Annotated in this window: 17 protein-coding genes; 9 read left to right on the top strand and 8 right to left on the bottom strand. The window is 72.1% G+C overall.

Going from position 1 to position 18,367, the window contains the following annotated elements:
* Positions 1–4: 4 nt before the first annotated feature.
* The 3 genes from AB0937_RS14890 to AB0937_RS14880 all read left to right on the top strand — a co-directional run bounded on the left by AB0937_RS14890 (position 5) and on the right by AB0937_RS14880 (position 2,476).
* Positions 5–646: a DUF6758 family protein gene (locus AB0937_RS14890; RefSeq protein WP_344458643.1), complete on the top strand. Its 642-nt coding sequence runs from the start codon at positions 5–7 to the stop codon at positions 644–646.
* Positions 647–838: 192 nt separating this feature from the next.
* A complete protein-coding gene (locus tag AB0937_RS14885) occupies positions 839–1,699 on the top strand; it encodes a PHP domain-containing protein (RefSeq protein ID WP_366711952.1) in 861 nt (286 codons plus the stop codon).
* 171 nt (positions 1,700–1,870) lie between these two features.
* A complete protein-coding gene (locus AB0937_RS14880; protein WP_366711950.1) occupies positions 1,871–2,476 on the top strand; it encodes a MarC family protein in 606 nt (201 codons plus the stop codon).
* A 9-nt stretch (positions 2,477–2,485) separates the two neighbouring features.
* On the opposite strand, the gene AB0937_RS14875 is transcribed toward AB0937_RS14880, so the two are convergent.
* A complete protein-coding gene (locus AB0937_RS14875; RefSeq protein ID WP_366711949.1) occupies positions 2,486–4,567 on the bottom strand; it encodes a serine protease in 2,082 nt (693 codons plus the stop codon).
* Between the two features lie 132 nt (positions 4,568–4,699).
* On the bottom strand, positions 4,700–4,852 hold the full coding sequence (locus AB0937_RS14870; RefSeq protein ID WP_366711948.1) for a hypothetical protein: 153 nt from the start codon (positions 4,850–4,852) through the stop codon (positions 4,700–4,702).
* Between the two features lie 199 nt (positions 4,853–5,051).
* Here AB0937_RS14870 and AB0937_RS14865 point away from each other — a divergent pair, with 199 nt between their 5' ends.
* Entirely contained in the window at positions 5,052–5,945 is an 894-nt protein-coding gene (locus AB0937_RS14865) for an NYN domain-containing protein (RefSeq protein WP_366711946.1), read from the top strand.
* Between the two features lie 333 nt (positions 5,946–6,278).
* Here the strand turns inward: AB0937_RS14865 and AB0937_RS14860 are convergent, their stop codons facing one another.
* Together AB0937_RS14860 and AB0937_RS14855 are read right to left on the bottom strand one after the other, a co-directional pair.
* The gene (locus AB0937_RS14860; protein ID WP_366711944.1) at positions 6,279–7,178 is read right to left on the bottom strand and encodes an alpha/beta hydrolase; all 900 of its coding nucleotides are present in this window, start codon (positions 7,176–7,178) and stop codon (positions 6,279–6,281) included.
* A gap of 200 nt (positions 7,179–7,378) precedes the next feature.
* Entirely contained in the window at positions 7,379–10,144 is a 2,766-nt protein-coding gene (locus AB0937_RS14855; protein ID WP_366711942.1) for a DEAD/DEAH box helicase, read from the bottom strand.
* 475 nt (positions 10,145–10,619) lie between these two features.
* On the opposite strand from AB0937_RS14855, the gene AB0937_RS14850 reads away from it, so the two are divergent.
* Positions 10,620–11,369 (top strand): ferritin-like domain-containing protein, encoded by a 750-nt coding sequence (locus AB0937_RS14850; protein WP_366711940.1) that lies wholly within the window; start codon positions 10,620–10,622, stop codon positions 11,367–11,369.
* 48 nt (positions 11,370–11,417) lie between these two features.
* Here AB0937_RS14850 and AB0937_RS14845 read toward each other — a convergent pair whose 3' ends face one another.
* From AB0937_RS14845 to AB0937_RS14830, 4 genes are all read right to left on the bottom strand, one after another.
* Complete coding sequence (locus tag AB0937_RS14845; RefSeq protein ID WP_366711939.1) at positions 11,418–11,687, bottom strand: hypothetical protein; 270 nt, start codon at positions 11,685–11,687, stop codon at positions 11,418–11,420.
* 274 nt (positions 11,688–11,961) lie between these two features.
* Positions 11,962–12,189: a DUF3107 domain-containing protein gene (locus AB0937_RS14840; RefSeq protein ID WP_030854792.1), complete on the bottom strand. Its 228-nt coding sequence runs from the start codon at positions 12,187–12,189 to the stop codon at positions 11,962–11,964.
* Between the two features lie 136 nt (positions 12,190–12,325).
* The gene (locus AB0937_RS14835) at positions 12,326–12,973 is read right to left on the bottom strand and encodes a TetR/AcrR family transcriptional regulator (protein ID WP_351627601.1); all 648 of its coding nucleotides are present in this window, start codon (positions 12,971–12,973) and stop codon (positions 12,326–12,328) included.
* Between the two features lie 204 nt (positions 12,974–13,177).
* Complete coding sequence (locus tag AB0937_RS14830; RefSeq protein WP_366711937.1) at positions 13,178–13,402, bottom strand: hypothetical protein; 225 nt, start codon at positions 13,400–13,402, stop codon at positions 13,178–13,180.
* A gap of 255 nt (positions 13,403–13,657) precedes the next feature.
* Here AB0937_RS14830 and AB0937_RS14825 point away from each other — a divergent pair, with 255 nt between their 5' ends.
* From AB0937_RS14825 to AB0937_RS14810, 4 genes are all read left to right on the top strand, one after another.
* On the top strand, positions 13,658–14,704 hold the full coding sequence (locus AB0937_RS14825; RefSeq protein WP_366711936.1) for an alpha/beta hydrolase: 1,047 nt from the start codon (positions 13,658–13,660) through the stop codon (positions 14,702–14,704).
* 8 nt (positions 14,705–14,712) lie between these two features.
* Complete coding sequence (locus tag AB0937_RS14820; protein ID WP_366711934.1) at positions 14,713–16,317, top strand: DUF3152 domain-containing protein; 1,605 nt, start codon at positions 14,713–14,715, stop codon at positions 16,315–16,317.
* Positions 16,318–16,385: 68 nt separating this feature from the next.
* Positions 16,386–16,478, top strand: coding sequence for an Ms4533A family Cys-rich leader peptide (locus AB0937_RS14815; protein WP_366711933.1), 93 nt, complete (start codon positions 16,386–16,388; stop codon positions 16,476–16,478).
* A gap of 168 nt (positions 16,479–16,646) precedes the next feature.
* Positions 16,647–18,365 (top strand): ABC transporter substrate-binding protein, encoded by a 1,719-nt coding sequence (locus AB0937_RS14810; RefSeq protein ID WP_366711932.1) that lies wholly within the window; start codon positions 16,647–16,649, stop codon positions 18,363–18,365.
* The last annotated feature ends 2 nt before the right edge of the window (positions 18,366–18,367 follow it).

Raw genomic sequence — 18,367 nt, 5'->3', positions numbered from 1 at the left:
CCCTATGAGGGGCGAACCCAGTTGCCCGAAGTGCGGTGGCCGGGTCAGGGCTCCCGGCCTCTTCTCCGACTCGTGGCAGTGCGATGTGCACGGCACCGTTCATCCGGTGCAGCCCGTGATACCGCCCAGCGTCGACGCCCTCAACGTCGTGGTGCACCGCACCCGGGTGCCGTTGTGGATGCCCTGGCCGCTGCCGGTGGGGTGGCTGTTCACGGGGGTGGCCTGCGCGGGGGACGACCGCACCGGCGGCCGCGCGACCGCCGTGGCCTGCACGGGACCCGGGCCGCTCGGCGGGATGGGCGAGCTGATCCTGGTGGCCGAGGAGCTCGGCGTCGGGCTCGGGGCGCGCTACGCGGGCATGGACGGGCCGGACCCGGGGCCGCACATGGACGTCGAGAAGCCGCCGCAGGCCAAGGTGCTGGCCGCCGGGCGTCCCACACCGCTGTGGCACGTGGCCGGGGCGCCGGGCGACCGTGCGGTGTTCGCGGGGGAGGCGCTCGGGATGTGGCTGTGGGCCGTGGTGTGGCCCGAGCAGTCCGGGCTGCTGATGTACGACGAACTGGTGCTGGCCGATCTGCGGGAGGCGGGGGCCGAGGTGGAGCTGGTGCCGTGTGGGGCGTTGTCACCGCGCTTGCTTCAGCCGTAGCGCCTGCGGGGGCGTGGGTTCGGCGGCGTTGGCCGCTGCCGGCCGGCTGTGGCCGGTCGCGCAGCTCTCCGCGCCCCTTCAGGACGCGTTGGTGTAGGGGGCGCTTGCCGGATTCGGGTGTGACAGCGGTCGTTGAAAATCCGGTTATCCTTGAGCAGTCCTGTTGCTGCCGTCGCGTCTGGAGTCCGTGTCGTGCGTATCGATCTGCACACCCACTCCACCGCTTCCGACGGCACGGACTCGCCCGCGCAGCTGGTCCGGAAGGCCGCCGCCACGGGGCTCGACGTCGTCGCGCTCACCGATCACGACACCACCCGCGGGTATGCCGAGGCGATCGCCGCGCTGCCCGAGGGGCTCACGCTGGTGACCGGCGCCGAGCTCTCCTGCCGGATCGACGGGGTCAGCATGCACATGCTGGCCTACCTCTTCGACGCCGAGGAGCCGGCCCTGCTCGCCGAGCGGGAGCTGGTCCGGGACGACCGGGTGCCGCGCGCCCAGGGCATGATCGCCAAGCTCCGGGAGCTGGGCGTGCCGGTGACCTGGGAGCAGGTGGCGCGGATCGCCGGTGAGGGGTCCGTCGGACGCCCGCACGTGGCGAGCGCGCTGGTCGAGCTGGGTGTCGTGCCCACCGTGAACGACGCCTTCACGCAGGACTGGCTGGCCGACGGCGGCCGGGTCTTCGTGGAGAAGCACGAGACCGACCCCTTCGAGGCGATCCGCCTGATCAAGGGCGCGGGTGGGGTCGCGGTGTTCGCGCACCCCGGGGCGAGCAAGCGGGGGCTCACGGTGCCGGAGGCCGCCATCGCCGAGATGGCCGCGGCCGGACTGGACGGCATCGAGGTCGACCACATGGACCACGACGCGGACACGCGGGCGCGGCTGCGGGGCCTGGCGAAGGAGCTCGGCCTTCTCGTGACCGGGTCCTCGGACTACCACGGCAGCCGCAAGACCTGCGTGCTCGGCGAGTACACGACGGATCCCGAGGTGTACGGCGAGATCACGCGGCGGGCCTTCGGGGCGTTCCCGGTGCCCGGGGCCGGCGGGGCCGTCTGAGGTTCCCCTGCTCCAGATCCATTCCAGGCACTCGGCGCTGTTCGCCGTGCCCACCCGTTCCTCCCCCGGTCACACAAGGGCCTGAGGGGACTCTCTGAGGAACGCCTGCCCACAGCGGTGCCGATACCCCGTGCTCCGCCGTTCCACCCATACCGCAAGGCCATCACGCTCATGTTCGACCTCGCCGTCTTCGGCTCCCTGTTCCTGACCCTCTTCGTCATCATGGATCCCCCCGGGATCACACCGATCTTCCTCGCCCTCACCGCCGGCCGGCCCGGCAAGGTGCAGAAGCGGATGGCCTTCCAGGCCGTCTGCGTCGCCGGCGGTGTGATCACCGTGTTCGGGCTCCTCGGCCACCAGATCCTTGACTATCTGCACGTGTCCGTGCCCGCGCTGATGATCGCGGGCGGTCTGCTGCTCCTCCTGATCGCGCTGGACCTGCTCACCGGGAAGACCGACGAGCCCAAGCAGACCAAGGACGTCAACGTCGCCCTCGTACCGCTGGGCATGCCGCTGCTGGCCGGACCCGGGGCGATCGTGTCGGTCATCCTCGCCGTGCAGAAGGCCCACAGCGTCACCGCTCAGGTGTCCGTGTGGGCGGCCATCCTCGCCATCCACGTCGTGCTGTGGCTGGTCATGCGCTACTCGCTGGTGATCATCCGGATCATCAAGGACGGCGGTGTGGTCCTGGTGACCCGCCTCGCCGGCATGATGCTCTCCGCGATCGCCGTGCAGCAGATCATCAACGGCGTCACCCAGGTGATCCAGGGGAGCTGACGATTCTCGTCAGGGCCTCAGGACGCCGCGGATCTCGCGGGCCGGTCCGGGATGCCCGAGGTACTCGTCGATCTTGTGCGCGCGGTCGCGGCCGTTGGAGACGGCCAGCTGGGTGACCTTCCCCCACCGTTCGTCCGCCAGCGGGCAGCCGATCGCCACCGCGTCGGTGGGGCACCAGACGTTCACCCAGTCACGCACCCTGGGCGGCTGGTGCGGGCCTCGGGTGAGGAGCCGTTCGTTGACGCCGTCCAGCCCGAGCGGGCTGCCCGCGGTGACCAGCAGGACGGGATCGAGGCCTTCGGGCAGCCGGTTCAGCAGGTCCATGCCCACGACCGTGCCCAGGCTGTGCGTGACCAGCACCAGCTCGCCGCTCGTGGGCATCGTCTCCATGACGCCGTCCAGCACCGCCTGCCGTACGGCGCCGTCGCCGAGGTACAGGTCGACGTCCCTCAGGAACGTGGCGATGGTCCACTCGTCCAGGTCGGACCGGGCGGCCAGCCAGCTCAGTGGCCGGTGCAGCGCCCCGGCCAGACCCGCGCCGAAGCCCTCCGTCGCCGCCGGCCCGTTCTGGGGCATGCCGGCCCGGGCCGCCGCCTCGTAGAGCAGCCGCTCGTAGGAGCCGGTGGGTGACTCCGCGGCGAACACCTCGGCGGCAGCCGCGGCGCTCAGCCGGTCGAGGCCGATGGGCTCGGCCACGCTCTCCCTGCCACTCACGAGGTCGTGCAGTCGCGTGCCGTAGAACGGGAACCACACGTCCTGCGGGTCCAGCGGGGGCAGCGAGGCGAGCGTGAGTCCCCGGTTCAGGCCGGCCGTCCAGGTGCGGCGCAGATCGTCGGGGTGGTTGTCCTGCTGGTCGCGGCCGTGCAGGAAGACCAGGTGCTGACGGCCGCCGAAGGCGGTACCGCGGGCCCGGAGCCCCACCTGGGGTCCACGGTCCGCGGCCTCGCTCCCGGCCGTGGGCGCCGACGGGGCCGTGACACCCGGCACCGCCGCCGCACGTGGCGGTGTGCCGGGGGCCGTGGAGGGGAGTGCCGACGCGGTGGGCACGGCCTGATCCAGACCGGTGTCCGTGCCCATCTCGGCCAGCAGGGCGCGCCGCGCCGGGTCGAGGTCCAGGCCGGCCAGGTGCTTGAGGATCGAGCTGACCCGGACGCCCTCGTTGGCGACCCACTCGATGGCGTCGTCGCCGTCGCCCTCCTGCCAGGGCCGGCCGTCCTTGCGCAGGACGCGGCCCTGGTCGTTCTTCTTCGGCACCCCGCTGTGATGCAGCGCCACGACCTCCCACTGGTCGTTGAAGACGGGGGAGCCGGAGTTCCCCGGTTCGGTGTCGGTCGTGTAGTGCACGAAGTCGTCGAGGCGTACCAGCACCGCGTTGTCACGCAGCGCGATCTCCTTCAGCCGGCCCGAGGGGTGGCCGATGATGTTCACCTTCTCGCCGAGCACCAGCTTGCCGATCTGCACGCTCAGCCGGTTCCAGCCGAAAAGATCGCCCGGCGCGGGGCCGTCCGGCGTGGCCGCCAGCGCCACCAGGGCGAAGTCGAGCCGCTGGTCCGCCGTGAAGAACGCCCCGGGGTCGAGCTCCATGCGGACGACCGTGTCGGGCACGTTGTCCGCCGTGACCTGGGCGTTGAACTCGGCGAAGCAGTTCCGGGCGAAGCTCTCGTCGGGCAGGACGTGGTGGTTGGTCATCAGCAGCCGCGGCGAGACCAGGAAGCCGGTGCCGTGCGGCAGCTCGCGGCCGCCGCGCCGCAGGGTGATCCGGGCGACCGTGGCGCCCGCCCTGACCCCGCGCGGCAGGAAGCTCCAGGCCTGGAGCTCGTTGGAGAGGTCGATGATCCGCTCGTTGGCGTCGAGCAGGCCCATGGCCTCGCGGTGGATGTCCGCCACCACCGCCGAGGGCGACAGACCGCCCCGGTCGAGGATCCGGTCGGCGCGGACGGCGAGCGCGTCCGGGGAGTCCGGGAACCGCACACCGGCCGCCAGCCGGCCCTCGACCCGCTCGCGCTCGGCGGCGGAGTCCTCGTAGCGCCGCGCGGCCTCGGCGGCGGCATGGTGATGCAGTTCCCTGTGCGACCGGTCCGTCACCGACATGCTCAACCGTCCTGTTCTGGCTCGCGCTGGGCCCCTCAGCCAGTACGCCCCCGACCTCGGAGGTCCGCAACAGCGGAGCCCCCGCACGGCCGATGCCGGGCGGGGGCTCCACGTACGGGAGAGCTGCGCGCGTTATGAGGCCGCGGTCTCGGCCGGGCGGATCCAGAGGCGCTGCCCGATGGCGGCCGCCTGCTGAACGATGCGGTTGACGGAGGCGGCGTCCACGACGGTCGTGTCCACAGCCGTGCCGTCGACGTCGTCGAGTCGCATGATTTCGAAGCGCAAGGGCTTCTCCCTTCGTCTGGTCATCCTCCTGAGGAGAACTACTCGGTGTTCCGTATGAGTCAACGGAGACGGGTGGGTGAAACATTCCCTACGCTAAAGAAATTTTTCGAACGACTAATTACCGAGTCGTAAGAGTGTGGTTACGGGACCGAACGGGACCGGTTGTGTTCGCAGTGTGACCGCCGGGACAATGGAGGTGATGAACGACGACCTCGCGGCCCTCAGCGCCCGCATCGACCACACCAACGAGCTGCTCCAGCGCATGCTCGCCGAGGTGGCGAAGACGCCCTCGACCCACGCGATCTTCGTCGATGCCGGGTACCTGTACGCGGCCGCCGGGCGGCTCGTCGCCGGCACCGAGGACCGCCGCGCCTTCGACGTGGACGCTGAGGGGCTGATCGACGCGCTCATCGACCGGGCCCGCACGATCTTCGCGGACAGCCGGCTGCTGCGGGTCTACTGGTACGACGGCGCCCGGCGCCGCATCCACACGGCCGAACAGCAGACCATCGCCGAACTGCCGGACGTCAAGGTGCGGCTCGGCAACCTCAACGCCAACAACCAGCAGAAGGGCGTCGACTCACTCATCCGCTCCGACCTGGAGTCCCTCGCCCGGCACCGCGCCATCAGCGACGCGGCCCTGCTCGGCGGCGACGAGGACCTGGTCTCGGCGGTCGAGGCGGCCCAGGGCTACGGCGCCCGCGTCCACCTCTGGGGCATCGAGGCGCCGGACGGCCGCAACCAGGCGGAGCCCCTGCTCTGGGAGGTCGACAGCCAGCGGACCCTCGACCTCGACTTCTTCAAGCCCTACGTCTCCCGCCGCACGGCCCCCGCTCACGAGACGACGACGGAACGGCCCACCCGCGAGAAGGTGCGGTTCGTGGGCGCGCAGATCGCGGCGAAGTGGCTGGCGGCACGCGGCCGGGACGCGCTCGTCGAGCTGCTGCCCGGACACCCCTACCTGCCCGGCTCGGTGGACCAGGACCTGCTCGTGGAGGCGGAGGGCCTCCTGCAGTACTCGCTGCGCGGCCAGGCGGATCTGCGGCGTGCGCTGCGTGACGGCTTCTGGGAGCACTTGCGGACGCAGTATTGAGCCGTCCTGCCGGACACGGTATGGAGCCGTCCTGGCGGACGCGGTAGGGAGCCGTCCTGGCAGACGCCGTATCAGGCCGTCTCGGCGGATGCAGAATGAGGCCGTCCTGCCGGACACAGCGCTGTGCCGTCCCGCCGGACACAGCGCTAGGTGTACTGACCAGTGAGGTTGGGGACGCGGCTGGCAACGTTCGCCCCGTCGCGACGCCCGCCACGCACTCTCGCCGCACCGGCCGAAAGTCCGAGTACGTCCAGTACGAGGGCTTCCGGCCGGCACGCCGAGAGCACGCACCGGACGCCGCTCCGTCACGGGCGAACGTTGCCCGCCGCGGCACTAGGCCGTCCCGCGAGCCGCAGGGCCCCGGCCCTTTCCGAGGCCGTCCCAGAAGTCCGCGAGGGCGTGGGCCGTCGGCAGGGGCCGGTCGGCGTTGGGGGAGTGCTCGGCTCCCGTGACGACCGTGCGGCGCGCGTCCAGCCGGCGGGCCATGTCGTCGAGGATCGCCACCGGCCAGGTGTCGTCGTGCGCACCCGACAGCACGTGGAACGGCAGCGGTACGGCGGCGAGTTCGGCCACGCGGTCCGGCTCCGTGCACAACTGGCGCCCCGTCGCGAGCAGTTGGGCAGGGCTGTGACCCAGCCAGCGGCGGCGCAACTGGTCCTGGTCACCGAGGCCGCGGGCAGGTCCGCCCACTTCCTCCGGCGGGCCCATGGCCTGGATGGCCTCCCACACCTCCGCCATCGACAGCACGGCCAGCGCGTCCCGCAGCAGCTTCACGCGCTGCTGCTGGGAGACGGAGATCTCCGCCGGGCCGGACGAGACCAGGGTGAACGACAGGAAGGGGGAGTGGTCGAGCAGCACGGCCGCACGGGCGATCTGCCCGCCCAGCGAATGCCCCACGAGGTGCACGGCCCCGCCCAGCGCCTCGGCCTGCGCGAGCACGTCCCGCGCCAGTTCCCGCTGCGCGTAGGCCGACTCGTCGTCCAGGGGCCCGGCCGACTCGTGCTGCCCCCGCCCGTCCACGGCGACGACCCGGTACCCCCGCTCCGCGAGCGGCTCGTGCAACAGCCCGAAGTCCTCCTTGCTGCCGGTGAACCCGGGCAGCATCAGAACGACCCCCCTGCCCTCCGCACCGGGCTTCGGCCCCGAGTCGACGACGGCGAACTCACCGCGAGAGGTGTGCAAGGGGTAGGCGCGGGCGCCCGGGGGCGGGGGGAAGGCGGGGTGGCTCGTCACGGGGCGAGGGTAGCGGGGTGGGGCCGGGCTCGTCGCTCGGGTTCGGTGCCGGGGGTCCGGCTTCGTATCGAGGGGCGGGCTGGGGGGAGGTAAGTGGTCTCCGCCGTGGCGATGGCTTGGTGGGTGGGGGCTTGTCGTCCGGGTCGAACGCCGACGGCCCGGCCCCCTGTGTGGGGGCCGGGCCGTCATGGAGGGGTGTGTCAGCCCTCCGTGGGCTCCGCGGTGGCCGTGGCCTTGCGGGTGCGGCGCGCCCTGGGCTTCGCCTCCGCCGTGTCCTCGGCGGCGGCAGGCGTCGCGGCCGTGGCCTTGCGCGTGCGGCGCGGCTTGGCGGGCTCCTGCTCCTGATCCGCCTGCGCGGGGATCTCCGTCGGCTCCGTGGCCTTGCGGGTGCGGCGGCGCGGCTTGGCCTCCGTGCCCTCGGCGGTGTCGACGGCTGCCTCGGCCGCGGTGGCGGTCTTCCGCGTCCGGCGCGGCTTGGAGTCGGCCGCCTCCGCGTCCGGGGTAGCGGCTGCCGTCTTGCGCGTCCGGCGCGGCTTGGCCTCCGCCGCCTCCGCCCCTGCCTCCGTGCCCGGAACGGCGGCGGCGGTCTTCCGCGTCCGCCGGGGCTTGGCCTCGGCGGCCTCCGGCTCCTGAGCCGTCTGGGCCGGGATCTCGGCGACGGCCGGGGCGGCCTCGGCGGCCTTGCGGGTGCGGCGGCGCGGCTTGGCGTCCGTGCCCTCGGCGGTGTCGACGGCTGCCTCGGCCGTGGCGGCGGTCTTCCGCGTCCGGCGCGGCTTGGTCTCCGCCACCTCGGCAACCTCGGCCGTGTCCGCGGTCTCGGCGGCCTTGCGGGTGCGGCGGCGCGGCTTGGCCTCGGCGGCCTCCGCCGTGTCGACGGCGGCTTCGGCCGCGGCCGTCGCCTTGCGCGTACGCCTGGGCTTGGCCTCGGCCGCTTCGGCGGTGTCCGTGGCGCTCTCCGCGGCCGCGGCCGTCTTGCGGGTGCGGCGCGGCTTGGCTTCGGTCCCCTCGGCCGTGTCGACGCCGGCCTCCGCCTTCGCAGCGGCCTTACGGGTACGGCGCGGCTTGGCTTCGGCCGCCTCGGCCGCTTCGGCGGTCTCGGCGGTGTTCTCCGCGGCCGCGGCCGCCTTGCGGGTGCGCCGCGGCTTCGTCTCCGTCGGCTCCGGCGCGGACTCGGTGGTGCCCTCGGCCGTGTCGAGTGCCGACTCGGCCGCGGACGCCGCCGTGGCCTTGCGGGTGCGGCGACGGGGCTTGGCGGCTGCGTCGGGCTGCGCGGCATCCACGGCGGCCGGGGTCTCGGCGACGACCGCCGGCTCCGCCGCCGACGGCGTCACCGCGGCCTCCGTCTCCACCGCCGGGGTCTCCACCGACGGGGTCTCCGCGCGGCGCGTGCGGCGTCGGCGCGGCTTCGCGGCCGCCTCGGCGGCCTCCGCGACCGTGCCCTCCGCCGTCGCGACGGCGTTCTCCGCCTGCTCGGACGCGGGCGACTCGACCGCCGCGACCGGAGCAGTCTGGGACGGTGCCCCGCCGCGGGTCCGGCGGCGGCGGCGCGGAGTGCGCGGAGCCGTCACGGCGTCCGCCTCGATGGCACCGTCGGTCGCCGTGGTGCCCGGGGCGGTGGTGCCGACGGACTCGGGAGCCCCGTCCACGGCGGCCCCGCCGCGCGTACGGCGACGGCGACGCGGCGTACGCGACGACCGCTCGCGATCGGCCGAACGGGACTCGTCCCGGTCGCCACGGCCATCTCGGCCGCCGCGCCCGCGCGGCCCGCGGCCGCCCGGCTCGCCCAGGTCCTCCAGCTCCTCCGCGTCCAGCCCGGCGCGCGTGCGCTCAGAGCGCGGCAGGACGCCCTTCGTACCCTCGGGGATGCCGAGGTCGGAGTAGAGGTGCGGGGAGGTGGAGTACGTCTCCGGCGGGTCGTTGAAGTCCAGCTCCAGTGCCTTGTTGATCAGCTGCCAGCGCGGGATGTCGTCCCAGTCGACCAGCGTGATCGCCGTACCCTTCGCGCCCGCGCGGCCGGTACGGCCGATGCGGTGCAGGTACGTCTTCTCCTCTTCGGGCGACTGGTAGTTGATGACGTGCGTCACGCCCTCGACGTCGATGCCGCGGGCGGCGACGTCGGTGCAGACGAGCACGTCGACCTTGCCGTTGCGGAAGGCCCGCAGCGCCTGCTCACGGGCGCCCTGGCCGAGGTCGCCGTGGACCGCGCCGGAGGCGAAACCGCGCTGCTTCAGCTGGTCCGCGAGATCGGCCGCCGTGCGCTTGGTGCGGCAGAAGACCATGGCCAGCCCCCGGCCATCGGCCTGGAGGATGCGCGCGACCATCTCGGGCTTGTCCATGTTGTGCGCGCGGTAGATGTACTGCTTGGTGTTCGCGACCGTCGCGCCCGCGTCGTCCGGCGACGTGGCACTGATGTGCGTGGGCTGCGACATGTAGCGGCGGGCGAGGCCGATGACCGCGCCCGGCATGGTGGCCGAGAACAGCATCGTCTGGCGGCGCACCGGCAGCATGTTGATGATCTTCTCGACGTCGGGCAGGAAGCCCAGGTCGAGCATCTCGTCGGCCTCATCGAGGACCAGCGACTTGACGTGCTTCAGGTTCAGCTTCTTCTGACCGGCGAGGTCGAGGAGCCGGCCCGGGGTGCCGACGACCACGTCGACGCCCTTCTTGAGGGCCTCGACCTGGGGCTCGTAGGCCCGGCCGCCGTAGATGGCGAGGACGCGGACGTTGCGCACCTTGCCCGCGGTCAGCAGGTCGTTGGTGACCTGCGTGCACAGCTCGCGCGTGGGAACGACGACGAGCGCCTGCGGGGCCTCGGTGAGGGCCTCGGGGGCCGCGCGCCCGGCCTCGACGTCGGCGGGGACGGTGACGCGCTCGAGGAGCGGGAGGCCGAAGCCCAGCGTCTTGCCGGTGCCGGTCTTGGCCTGGCCGATGACGTCCTTGCCCGAAAGGGCCACGGGGAGCGTCATCTCCTGGATGGGGAAGGGAGTGGTGATGCCGACGGCTTCCAGGGCCTCGGCGGTCTCGGGGAGGATTCCGAGCTCTCGGAACGTAGTCAGGGTGCTGCCTCTTCTGTGTGGGCGGCGCGAGGCGAGCGCGGGGTCGTGTCAGACCGTGCCGGGGACGTCGGCTGCCTACGGGCGGGCCGTAGAGCACGGGACCGCGCCGACGCTCTAGCGCTCGTGCCGCTGAGGGTGTCCCCCTCCGGGTCTCGTACGCACTGTGGCGGACGGCCGGGGAGGGCTGTCGGGTCGGAGCCGATCGGGCCACCGACCGGGCATCCTCATACGTGCGGCCTGTCGAGGTACGTCGACGTACCAGCAGGCGCATTACCACCATACCCCGGAATCGCGCACATGCGATGGCCGATTCGGTCACGTAGTCGTCGTCACAGTGATTGACCAGGGCCTTACGCCCCCCGGCAAGCGGGTTATTGTGCGCTTCATGACGAGCTCTGACAAGCCTGACAACGCCTCGGACACCGCCGCCGCCGCATCCGTCTCAGTCGCCGCCCGGGACTGGGCGACGGCCTCCGCCGATCCCCAGTACCGCGCCGCGGTCGTGGACCTGCTCGGTGCGCTCGCCTACGGGGAGCTGGCGGCGTTCGAGCGGCTCGCGGAGGACGCCAAACTGGCGCCGACGCTGGCGGACAAGGCGGAGCTGGCGAAGATGGCGTCGGCGGAGTTCCACCACTTCGAGAGGCTGCGCGACCGGCTCGCCGAGATCGGGGAGGAGCCGACGCGGGCGATGGAGCCGTTCGTCGCCGCGTACGACGGCTTCCACAAGCAGACGGCCCCCTCGGACTGGCTGGAGGGCCTCGTCAAGGCCTACGTGGGCGACTCCATCGCCAGCGACTTCTACCGGGAGGTCGCCGCCCGGCTGGACTCCGACTCCCGCGATCTGGTGCTGGCCGTGCTCGACGACACGGGGCACGGCGGCTTCGCCGTGGAGAAGGTACGGGCCGCGATCGACGCCGACCCGCGCGTGGGCGGGCGGCTCGCGCTGTGGGCGCGGCGGCTGATGGGCGAGGCCCTGTCGCAGTCCCAGCGGGTGGTCGCCGACCGCGACGCGCTGTCGACCATGCTGGTGGGCGGGGTCGCGGACGGCTTCGACCTCGCCGAGGTCGGCAAGATGTTCTCCCGGATCACCGAGGCCCACACCAAGCGGATGGCCGCCCTGGGGCTGGCCGCCTAGGCCCTTCGGGCGACCCGCGTCCTCAGAAGCGCCACCGTCGGCGACCCGTCACGCGGTCGCCGACCGGCGGCGCAGTCTTCCCGCGGGGCGCAGCAGCAGCGACAGCGAGGCCACCGAGACGATCACGGCGCCGAGCAGGATGAGCAGGACGTGCCCCGCCTCCAGCGCGCTGTGCATGACGAAGGCCCCAAAGAGGGCGCCGGCGATTCCGGTCGACAGCACCAGGGAGCGGGCCGGGAGGCGGTGTGGCAGGCGGTGTGCGGCCGCCCATGCCAGGGCCAGGCCGAGGATCGCGGAGCTCAATGCTTCCAGCAGCATGTCGGGGTCCCTCCCATGTGGCCGGCCTGCCCAAATCGGTCGTAGCCCGTCTTACCCCTGACCTGCGAAATCCAATCCACCCCTGTGGGCGACGTGTGCTCCATCCGTGGCGGAACCGGTGCGCCGCAAGGGGAAGCCGGGGCAAGGGACGGCGAAGCCCACGCGGAACGCGGGCGAGGATGCCGAGGGCCACACGGGAGGGGTGTCCGTGGGAGGGCGACGCAAACGGGGCGGGTACGGCCGACAGCCGTCCCGCCCCGCTCCACGCGTGCGCCTACAGCGCGCCGAAACCCACCTTGCGCGGGGCCGGCTCACCGATCTCGACGTAGGCGAGACGGTCGGCCGGGACGAGGAGCTTGCGGCCGTGCTCGTCCACGAGGCTCAGCAGCTGCGACTTCCCGGCCAGTGCCTCGGCGACCACGCGCTCGACCTCCTCGGCAGTCTGACCGCTCTCCAGAACGATCTCGCGGGGCGCGTGCTGCACGCCGATCTTGACCTCCACGGCTATGTCCCTCCGACGGTCAGTGATGTGCGCGACCTTCCGCGCCGTACGCAGCACACATTAGCCCGGTGAGGGGACGTACATGCTCCGCCCGAGAACGCCACGAGCGAACATCGGGCGGGAACAAAGACGCCTGTCAGTGCTGCGGCTGGTCCATGCCGTGCAGCGGGAAGCCCGCGATGCCGCGCCAGGCCAGCGAGGTGAGCAGCTGCACCGCCTGGTCGCGCGGCACACTGCGGTCGCTGTGCAGCCAGGACCGCGCCACCACCTGGGCGAGGCCGCCCATGCCCGAGGCGAGCAGCATCGACTCCGCGCGCGACAGACCGGTGTCCTCGGCGATGACGTCGCAGATCGCCTCCGCGCACTCGTTCGTGACCTTGTCGACGCGCTCGCGTACGGCGGGCTCGTTGGTCAGGTCCGACTCGAAGACCAGACGGAAGGCGCCGCCGTCGTCCTCGACGTACGCGAAGTAGGCGTCCATGGTCGCCCGGACGCGCTGCTTGTTGTCGGTCGTCGACGCGAGCGCGTTGCGCACGGCCTGGATGAGCGACTCGCAGTGCTGGTCCAGCAGCGCGAGGTAGAGGTCGAGCTTGCCCGGGAAGTGCTGGTAGAGCACCGGCTTGCTGACGCCGGCCCGCTCGGCGATGTCGTCCATCGCCGCCGCGTGATAGCCCTGGGCCACGAAGACCTCCTGGGCGGCACCCAGGAGCTGGTTCCGTCGGGCACGGCGCGGCAGGCGTGTGCCCCGCGGGCGAACCGCCTCTGTCTGCTCGATGGCTGTCACGCCGCCTCCCATAGTCGTCCACATGCGGATCTGGCCGCGTCGCCATCGTACTTTTCGGTAACCGTGGTGTGCGCGGTGAGAGCGCAGAATTTCACGGACCGGACGGATGCGAAAGCGGTTGCGAAGGTTTCAAACACGGTCAGAGCGGGCAAAAATCCGCCCCTTTCCCGTCCGGTGGAGCAGCTCGCCCGTCGGCGGCGAGGGTCACCGGTAGTCGTCCTCGTCGAGCGAGACGATCCGGGCCTGCTCCACGAGGTCCGCCTCGTTGGCCCGGTCCGGGTCGACGCCGGTCAGCGGGTCGTCGCGGTCCGGCGCGAGGTCCGCCTGCTGCTCGGCCGCGTCGACCTCGGGCGCCTCGACGTCGAACTCCTGCACCTCCGGCGCCTCCTCGGCCTCGAACGTCTCCGGGTCGGTGGGGTCTACGGCCATGATGGGCTCCCTTCCTACGAACGTCCCTGGGGATGCAGGGGCCACACGCGGGTGCCCTCTGTACGAGCCTAGGAGACACCCGATCCGGACGCTATGCGATCCGCGTCCGGGATGTGACGCAGTGCTGATCCCGTTGACTGCTGCCCGTCCGCCCCCGGGTGCCGACTCCTCCGCGGCTTCAACCGCCGGATTCCTGTGACGGCGAACACAGGCGAACACATGAGTCACTGCGTGATCGTCTCGTAACATTGCCGCATGTCTTCGACCGAGCTGCCGTTCGTGCCGCCCGCCAATGTGCTGCCGAAGGTGGGGACCGTCCGGGTCGCGGAGGGCGAGCGGCTGAGGTCGGTCGAGCTGCCCGGTGTCACGCTCACGATGCGGTCGCGGCCGCCGGCGCGCGAAGGACTGCCTCCCGCGTTGTACGTGCACGGGCTCGGCGGCTCCTCGCAGAACTGGTCGGCGCTGATGGCCCTGCTGGACGGTACCGTCGACGGCGAGGCCCTCGACCTGCCCGGCTTCGGCGACTCCCCGCCCCCGGACGACGGCAACTACTCCGTCACGGCCCACGCCCGCGCGGTCATCCGCTACCTCGACGTCGCCGGACGCGGCCCCGTGCACCTGTTCGGGAACTCGCTCGGTGGCGCCATCACCACCCGTGTCGCCGCGGTTCGGCCCGACTTGGTCCGTACGCTCACGCTTGTGTCGCCCGCTCTGCCGGAAATCCGAGTGCAGCGCACCGCCGTGCCGACCGGGCTGCTGGCGGTGCCGGGCGTCGCCCTGCTCTTCACCCGGCTCACCCGGGGGTGGACGGCGGAGCAGCGGGTCCGTGGCGTGATGGCGCTGTGCTACGGGGATCCCGGGCGGGTGTCGGCGGAAGGGTTCCGCAACGCGGTACAGGAGATGGAGCGGCGGCAGCGGCTGCCGTACTTCTGGGACGCGATGGCGCGCTCGGCGCGCGGGATCGTCAACGCCTACACGCTGGGCGGACAGCAGGGGCTGTGGCGCCAGGCGGAACGAGTCCTCGCACCCACCCTGCTCGTCTACGGCGGCCGTGACCAGCTCGTCGGCTTCCGCATGGCCCAGAAGGCGGCCCGGGCCTTCCGCGACTCCCGGCTCGTGACATTGCCCGATGCGGGCCATGTGGCGATGATGGAGTACCCGGAGACCGTGGCCACGGCTTTTCGTGAACTCCTCGACGACGCGGGCGAGTCGGGCACGCGGCGGGTGAGGCGGGCCGGCCGGGCGGACACCGGGGGCGACGCCGTCGGTGCATCGGGTACCGACGAGAGCATGGGGGGCTGAGGCGCGACGTGGGACGCCACAGCCGCCGCGGACCGGTCGTCAAGGGCGACACCGCGGACACGACCGCAGCACGGGACGGCCGGGCCGGGCCCGCGAAGGGTCCGATGCCGGGCCAGGTCCAGGGCCACCCGCCGGACGCCGGCCGGGGAGGCAGGACCGCACCGCCCGGTGCCCCGCAGGGCGGCTGGCCGCCGCAGGCCCCGCGCCGGGTGCCGGGGCCGCGGCCCGCGCCCGCCCAGGGGACACCGCCGCACGGCTTGCCGCGCCTGCCCGACGGCTGGCACCCGGACGGCACACCGGCCCAGGGCCTCCCACGCCTGCCCGACGGCACACCGGCACGCGGAACACCGCGCCTTCCCGACGGCACTCCCGCACACGGGGTACCGCGGCCGGCTGAGGGCACTGCGGCGCGTGGTGTCCCCCGGTTCCCGGACGGGACTCCCGCGCAGGGTGTTCCGCGGCTGCCGGACGGCACCCCGGCGCACGGCTTCCCGCACACGCGTGGTGGGCATCCCGAGCAGCGGGAGGCCGGGGGCGGCTGGGGTGAGTTGAGGGGGGACGGCGGGGGGACCGCCGGGGGCGCTGTGCCCATACCGCGGCAGCGCCGGGCATCCGTGCCCGGGCCGCGGCAGGACTACATCGAGGCCTTCGTCGACGAGGAGGACGACGTCTTCGCGCCCCGCACGCCCGCCTCCGCGCACGCCGCGGACGCCTATGCCTCCGTCGCGGACTGGAACGCCGGCACCCCCGCCGACTCCGGGTCCGGCCACGACGACGCGGGGCCCACCGGCACGCCCGCGCCGGGCAAGGGCGGCAAGGGCCGTGCCTTCACCGGCATCGCGGCCGCGGCCGTCACCACCGTGCTGGCCGTCATCGTCGCCGGGCAGGTCGCCGACGACAACGGCGGTGGCGCCGGCGTGCAGTCGCAGTCCGCCACCGACCAGGCCCGCGACCTCCGCGACCCCGCGTCGCGCGCGGACGACAGGGCACCCGCGCCCGAAGCCGTGCCGCTGACGTACGACGAGAAGATGAGCAGGACGTACCCGCTCGGCGCCACCCTCAGCGGCTCCGGGAAGTTCGACGCCGTCCCCGGCATCGCCAAGGCGCCGGGCGCCGGGCAGAAGTTCACCTACCGCGTGGACGTGGAGCAAGGGCTCGGACTGGACGGCGCGCTGTTCGCCGAGGCCGTGCAGAAGACCCTCAACGACCAGCGCAGCTGGGCCCACAACGGCGCGCGCACCTTCGAGCGCATCTACTCCGGCAAGCCCGACTTCGTGATCACCCTCGCCAGCCCCGGCACGACCGCCGACTGGTGTGCCAAGTCGGGTCTGGACACCACCGAGGACAACGTCTCCTGCGACTCGGCCGCGACCGAGCGCGTGATGATCAACGCCTACCGGTGGGCGCAGGGCTCGGAGACCTACGGCGACGGCAACATCCACGCCTACCGGCAGATGCTGATCAACCACGAGGTCGGCCACCGTCTCGGCTACAACCACGTCACCTGCGACAAGGACGGCGACCTGGCCCCGGTCATGCAGCAGCAGACCAAGTTCCTCGACCACGACGGCATCCACTGCCGCGCCAACGCCTGGGCGTACCCCCGGAGTTGACAGGCGCCCCACGGGATGTGGCGCGGCTCGCGTTGACATGCTCGGGAAGTTCGATCATATTTCTGAGCATGTCGCCCCGTCACGTCTGCGCATGCGCCGCCATCGAGCTGGCGCTCATCGGCGTGACAGCGCTCTGCGTGGCCGACGTTCACTGTTGCTGACGCCCGCCCCCGGCGCGCGTCGCTCACTCTCCCCGTGACCCGGTCACGGCTTTCCCGACGACTCGGCGCCGGGCAGACGTCTGTCTTCTTCCGTCTCACTCTTTGTCTTTTCGTCTCGCGATACGAGAAATCGTGGTCCGGGGCGCCTTCCGAGAGGTCGTCATTCCGATGCGCCAACCGTCCGTCACAGCGCGCCGCGTGGCCGCGGCATCCGTCAGCCTGGTCCTGGCAGCGGGCGCCGCCGCCTGCGGGCCGGAGGACAACGATGCCAAGGGTGCCGCCGGTGACTCGACGCCTCACAAGGGCGGCACGCTCACCGTGCTGAACGCCAATCCGCAGCAGGACTTCGACCCGGCCCGCCTGTACACCTCCGGCGGCGGCAACGTCCCGTCCCTGGTCTTCCGTACGCTCACCACGCGCAACCGCGAGAACGGCGCCGCCGGCGCGAAGGTCGTCCCCGACCTCGCCACCGACACCGGGCGTCCCAACAAGGACGCGACCGTGTGGACGTACACCCTGAAGAAGGGCCTGACGTACGAGGACGGCACTGCGATCACCTCGGCCGACATCAAGTACGGCATCGAGCGCTCCTTCGCCCCCGAGCTGTCGGGCGGCGCCCCCTACCTGCGGGACTGGCTGGTCGGGGCCGCCGACTACCAGGGCCCGTACAAGGACAAGAAGGGCCTCGACGCGATCGAGACGCCGGACGAGCGGACCATCGTCTTCCATCTGAACAAGCCCGAGGGCGAGTTCCCCTACCTCGCCACGCAGACGCAGTTCACGCCCGTCCCGAAGAGCAAGGACACCGGCACCAAGTACGAGGAGCACCCGGTCTCCTCCGGGCCGTACAAGGTCGTGCAGAACGACAACGACGGAGAGCGGCTGATCCTGGAGCGCAACCCGCACTGGTCCGCCGCGACCGACGCCGAGCGCAAGGCCTACCCGGACAAGATCGACGTGCGGTCCGGGCTCGACTCGTCCGTGATCAACCAGCGGCTGTCCGCCTCCCAGGGAGCGGACGCCGCCGCGGTCACCACGGACACCAACCTCGGCCCGGCCGAGCTGGCCAAGGTCACCGGCGACAAGGACCTCGCCTCCCGCGTCGGCACCGGGCACTTCGGCTACACCAACTACATCGCGTTCAACCCGAAGACGAAGCCGTTCGACAACGCCAAGGTGCGCCAGGCGATCTCGTACGCCATCGACCGGTCGTCCGTGGTCAACGCCGCGGGCGGGTCCGCGCTGGCCGAGCCCGCCACCACCTTCCTGCCCGACCAGAAGTCCTTCGGGTACACGCCCTACGACCACTTCCCGGCGGGCAAGGCCGGCGACCCGGCCAAGGCCAAGCAGCTGCTGAAGGAGGCCGGATACGCGAAGGGCCTCACCGTCACGCTGACGCACTCCAACGCCAAGGACTTCGAGACCAGCCCCGAGATCGCGACCGCCGTCCAGGACGCGCTCAAGAAGGCAGGCATCACGGTCAAGCTGCAGGGCCTGGAGGAGAACGACTACTCCGACAAGATCCACGACGTGAAGTCCGAGCCCGGCTTCTTCCTCGCCCACTGGGGTGCCGACTGGCCCTCCGGCGGTCCGTTCCTCGCCCCGATCTTCGACGGCCGGCAGATCGTCAAGGGCGGCGCGAACTTCAACACCGGCCAGCTGAACGACAAGTCGGTCAACGCCGAGATCGACGCGATCAACAAGTTGACGGATCTTGACCAGGCCGCCAAGAGGTGGGGTGCACTGGACCAGAAGATCGGGGAGAAGGCGTTGACGGTGCCGCTGTTCCACCCCGTCTACAAGCGACTGGTCGGCAAGGACGTCAAGAACGTCGTGATCAGCGACTGGACCGGTGTGCTGGACATCTCGCAGGTCGCGGTGAAGTGACG

The sequence above is a fragment of the Streptomyces sp. NPDC047880 genome (genome assembly GCF_040706515.1).
In the GTDB taxonomy this organism is placed as follows: domain Bacteria; phylum Actinomycetota; class Actinomycetes; order Streptomycetales; family Streptomycetaceae; genus Streptomyces.
Note: the sequence above shows the minus strand (reverse complement) of the source record. Positions and strands in the feature narration are given on the sequence as shown.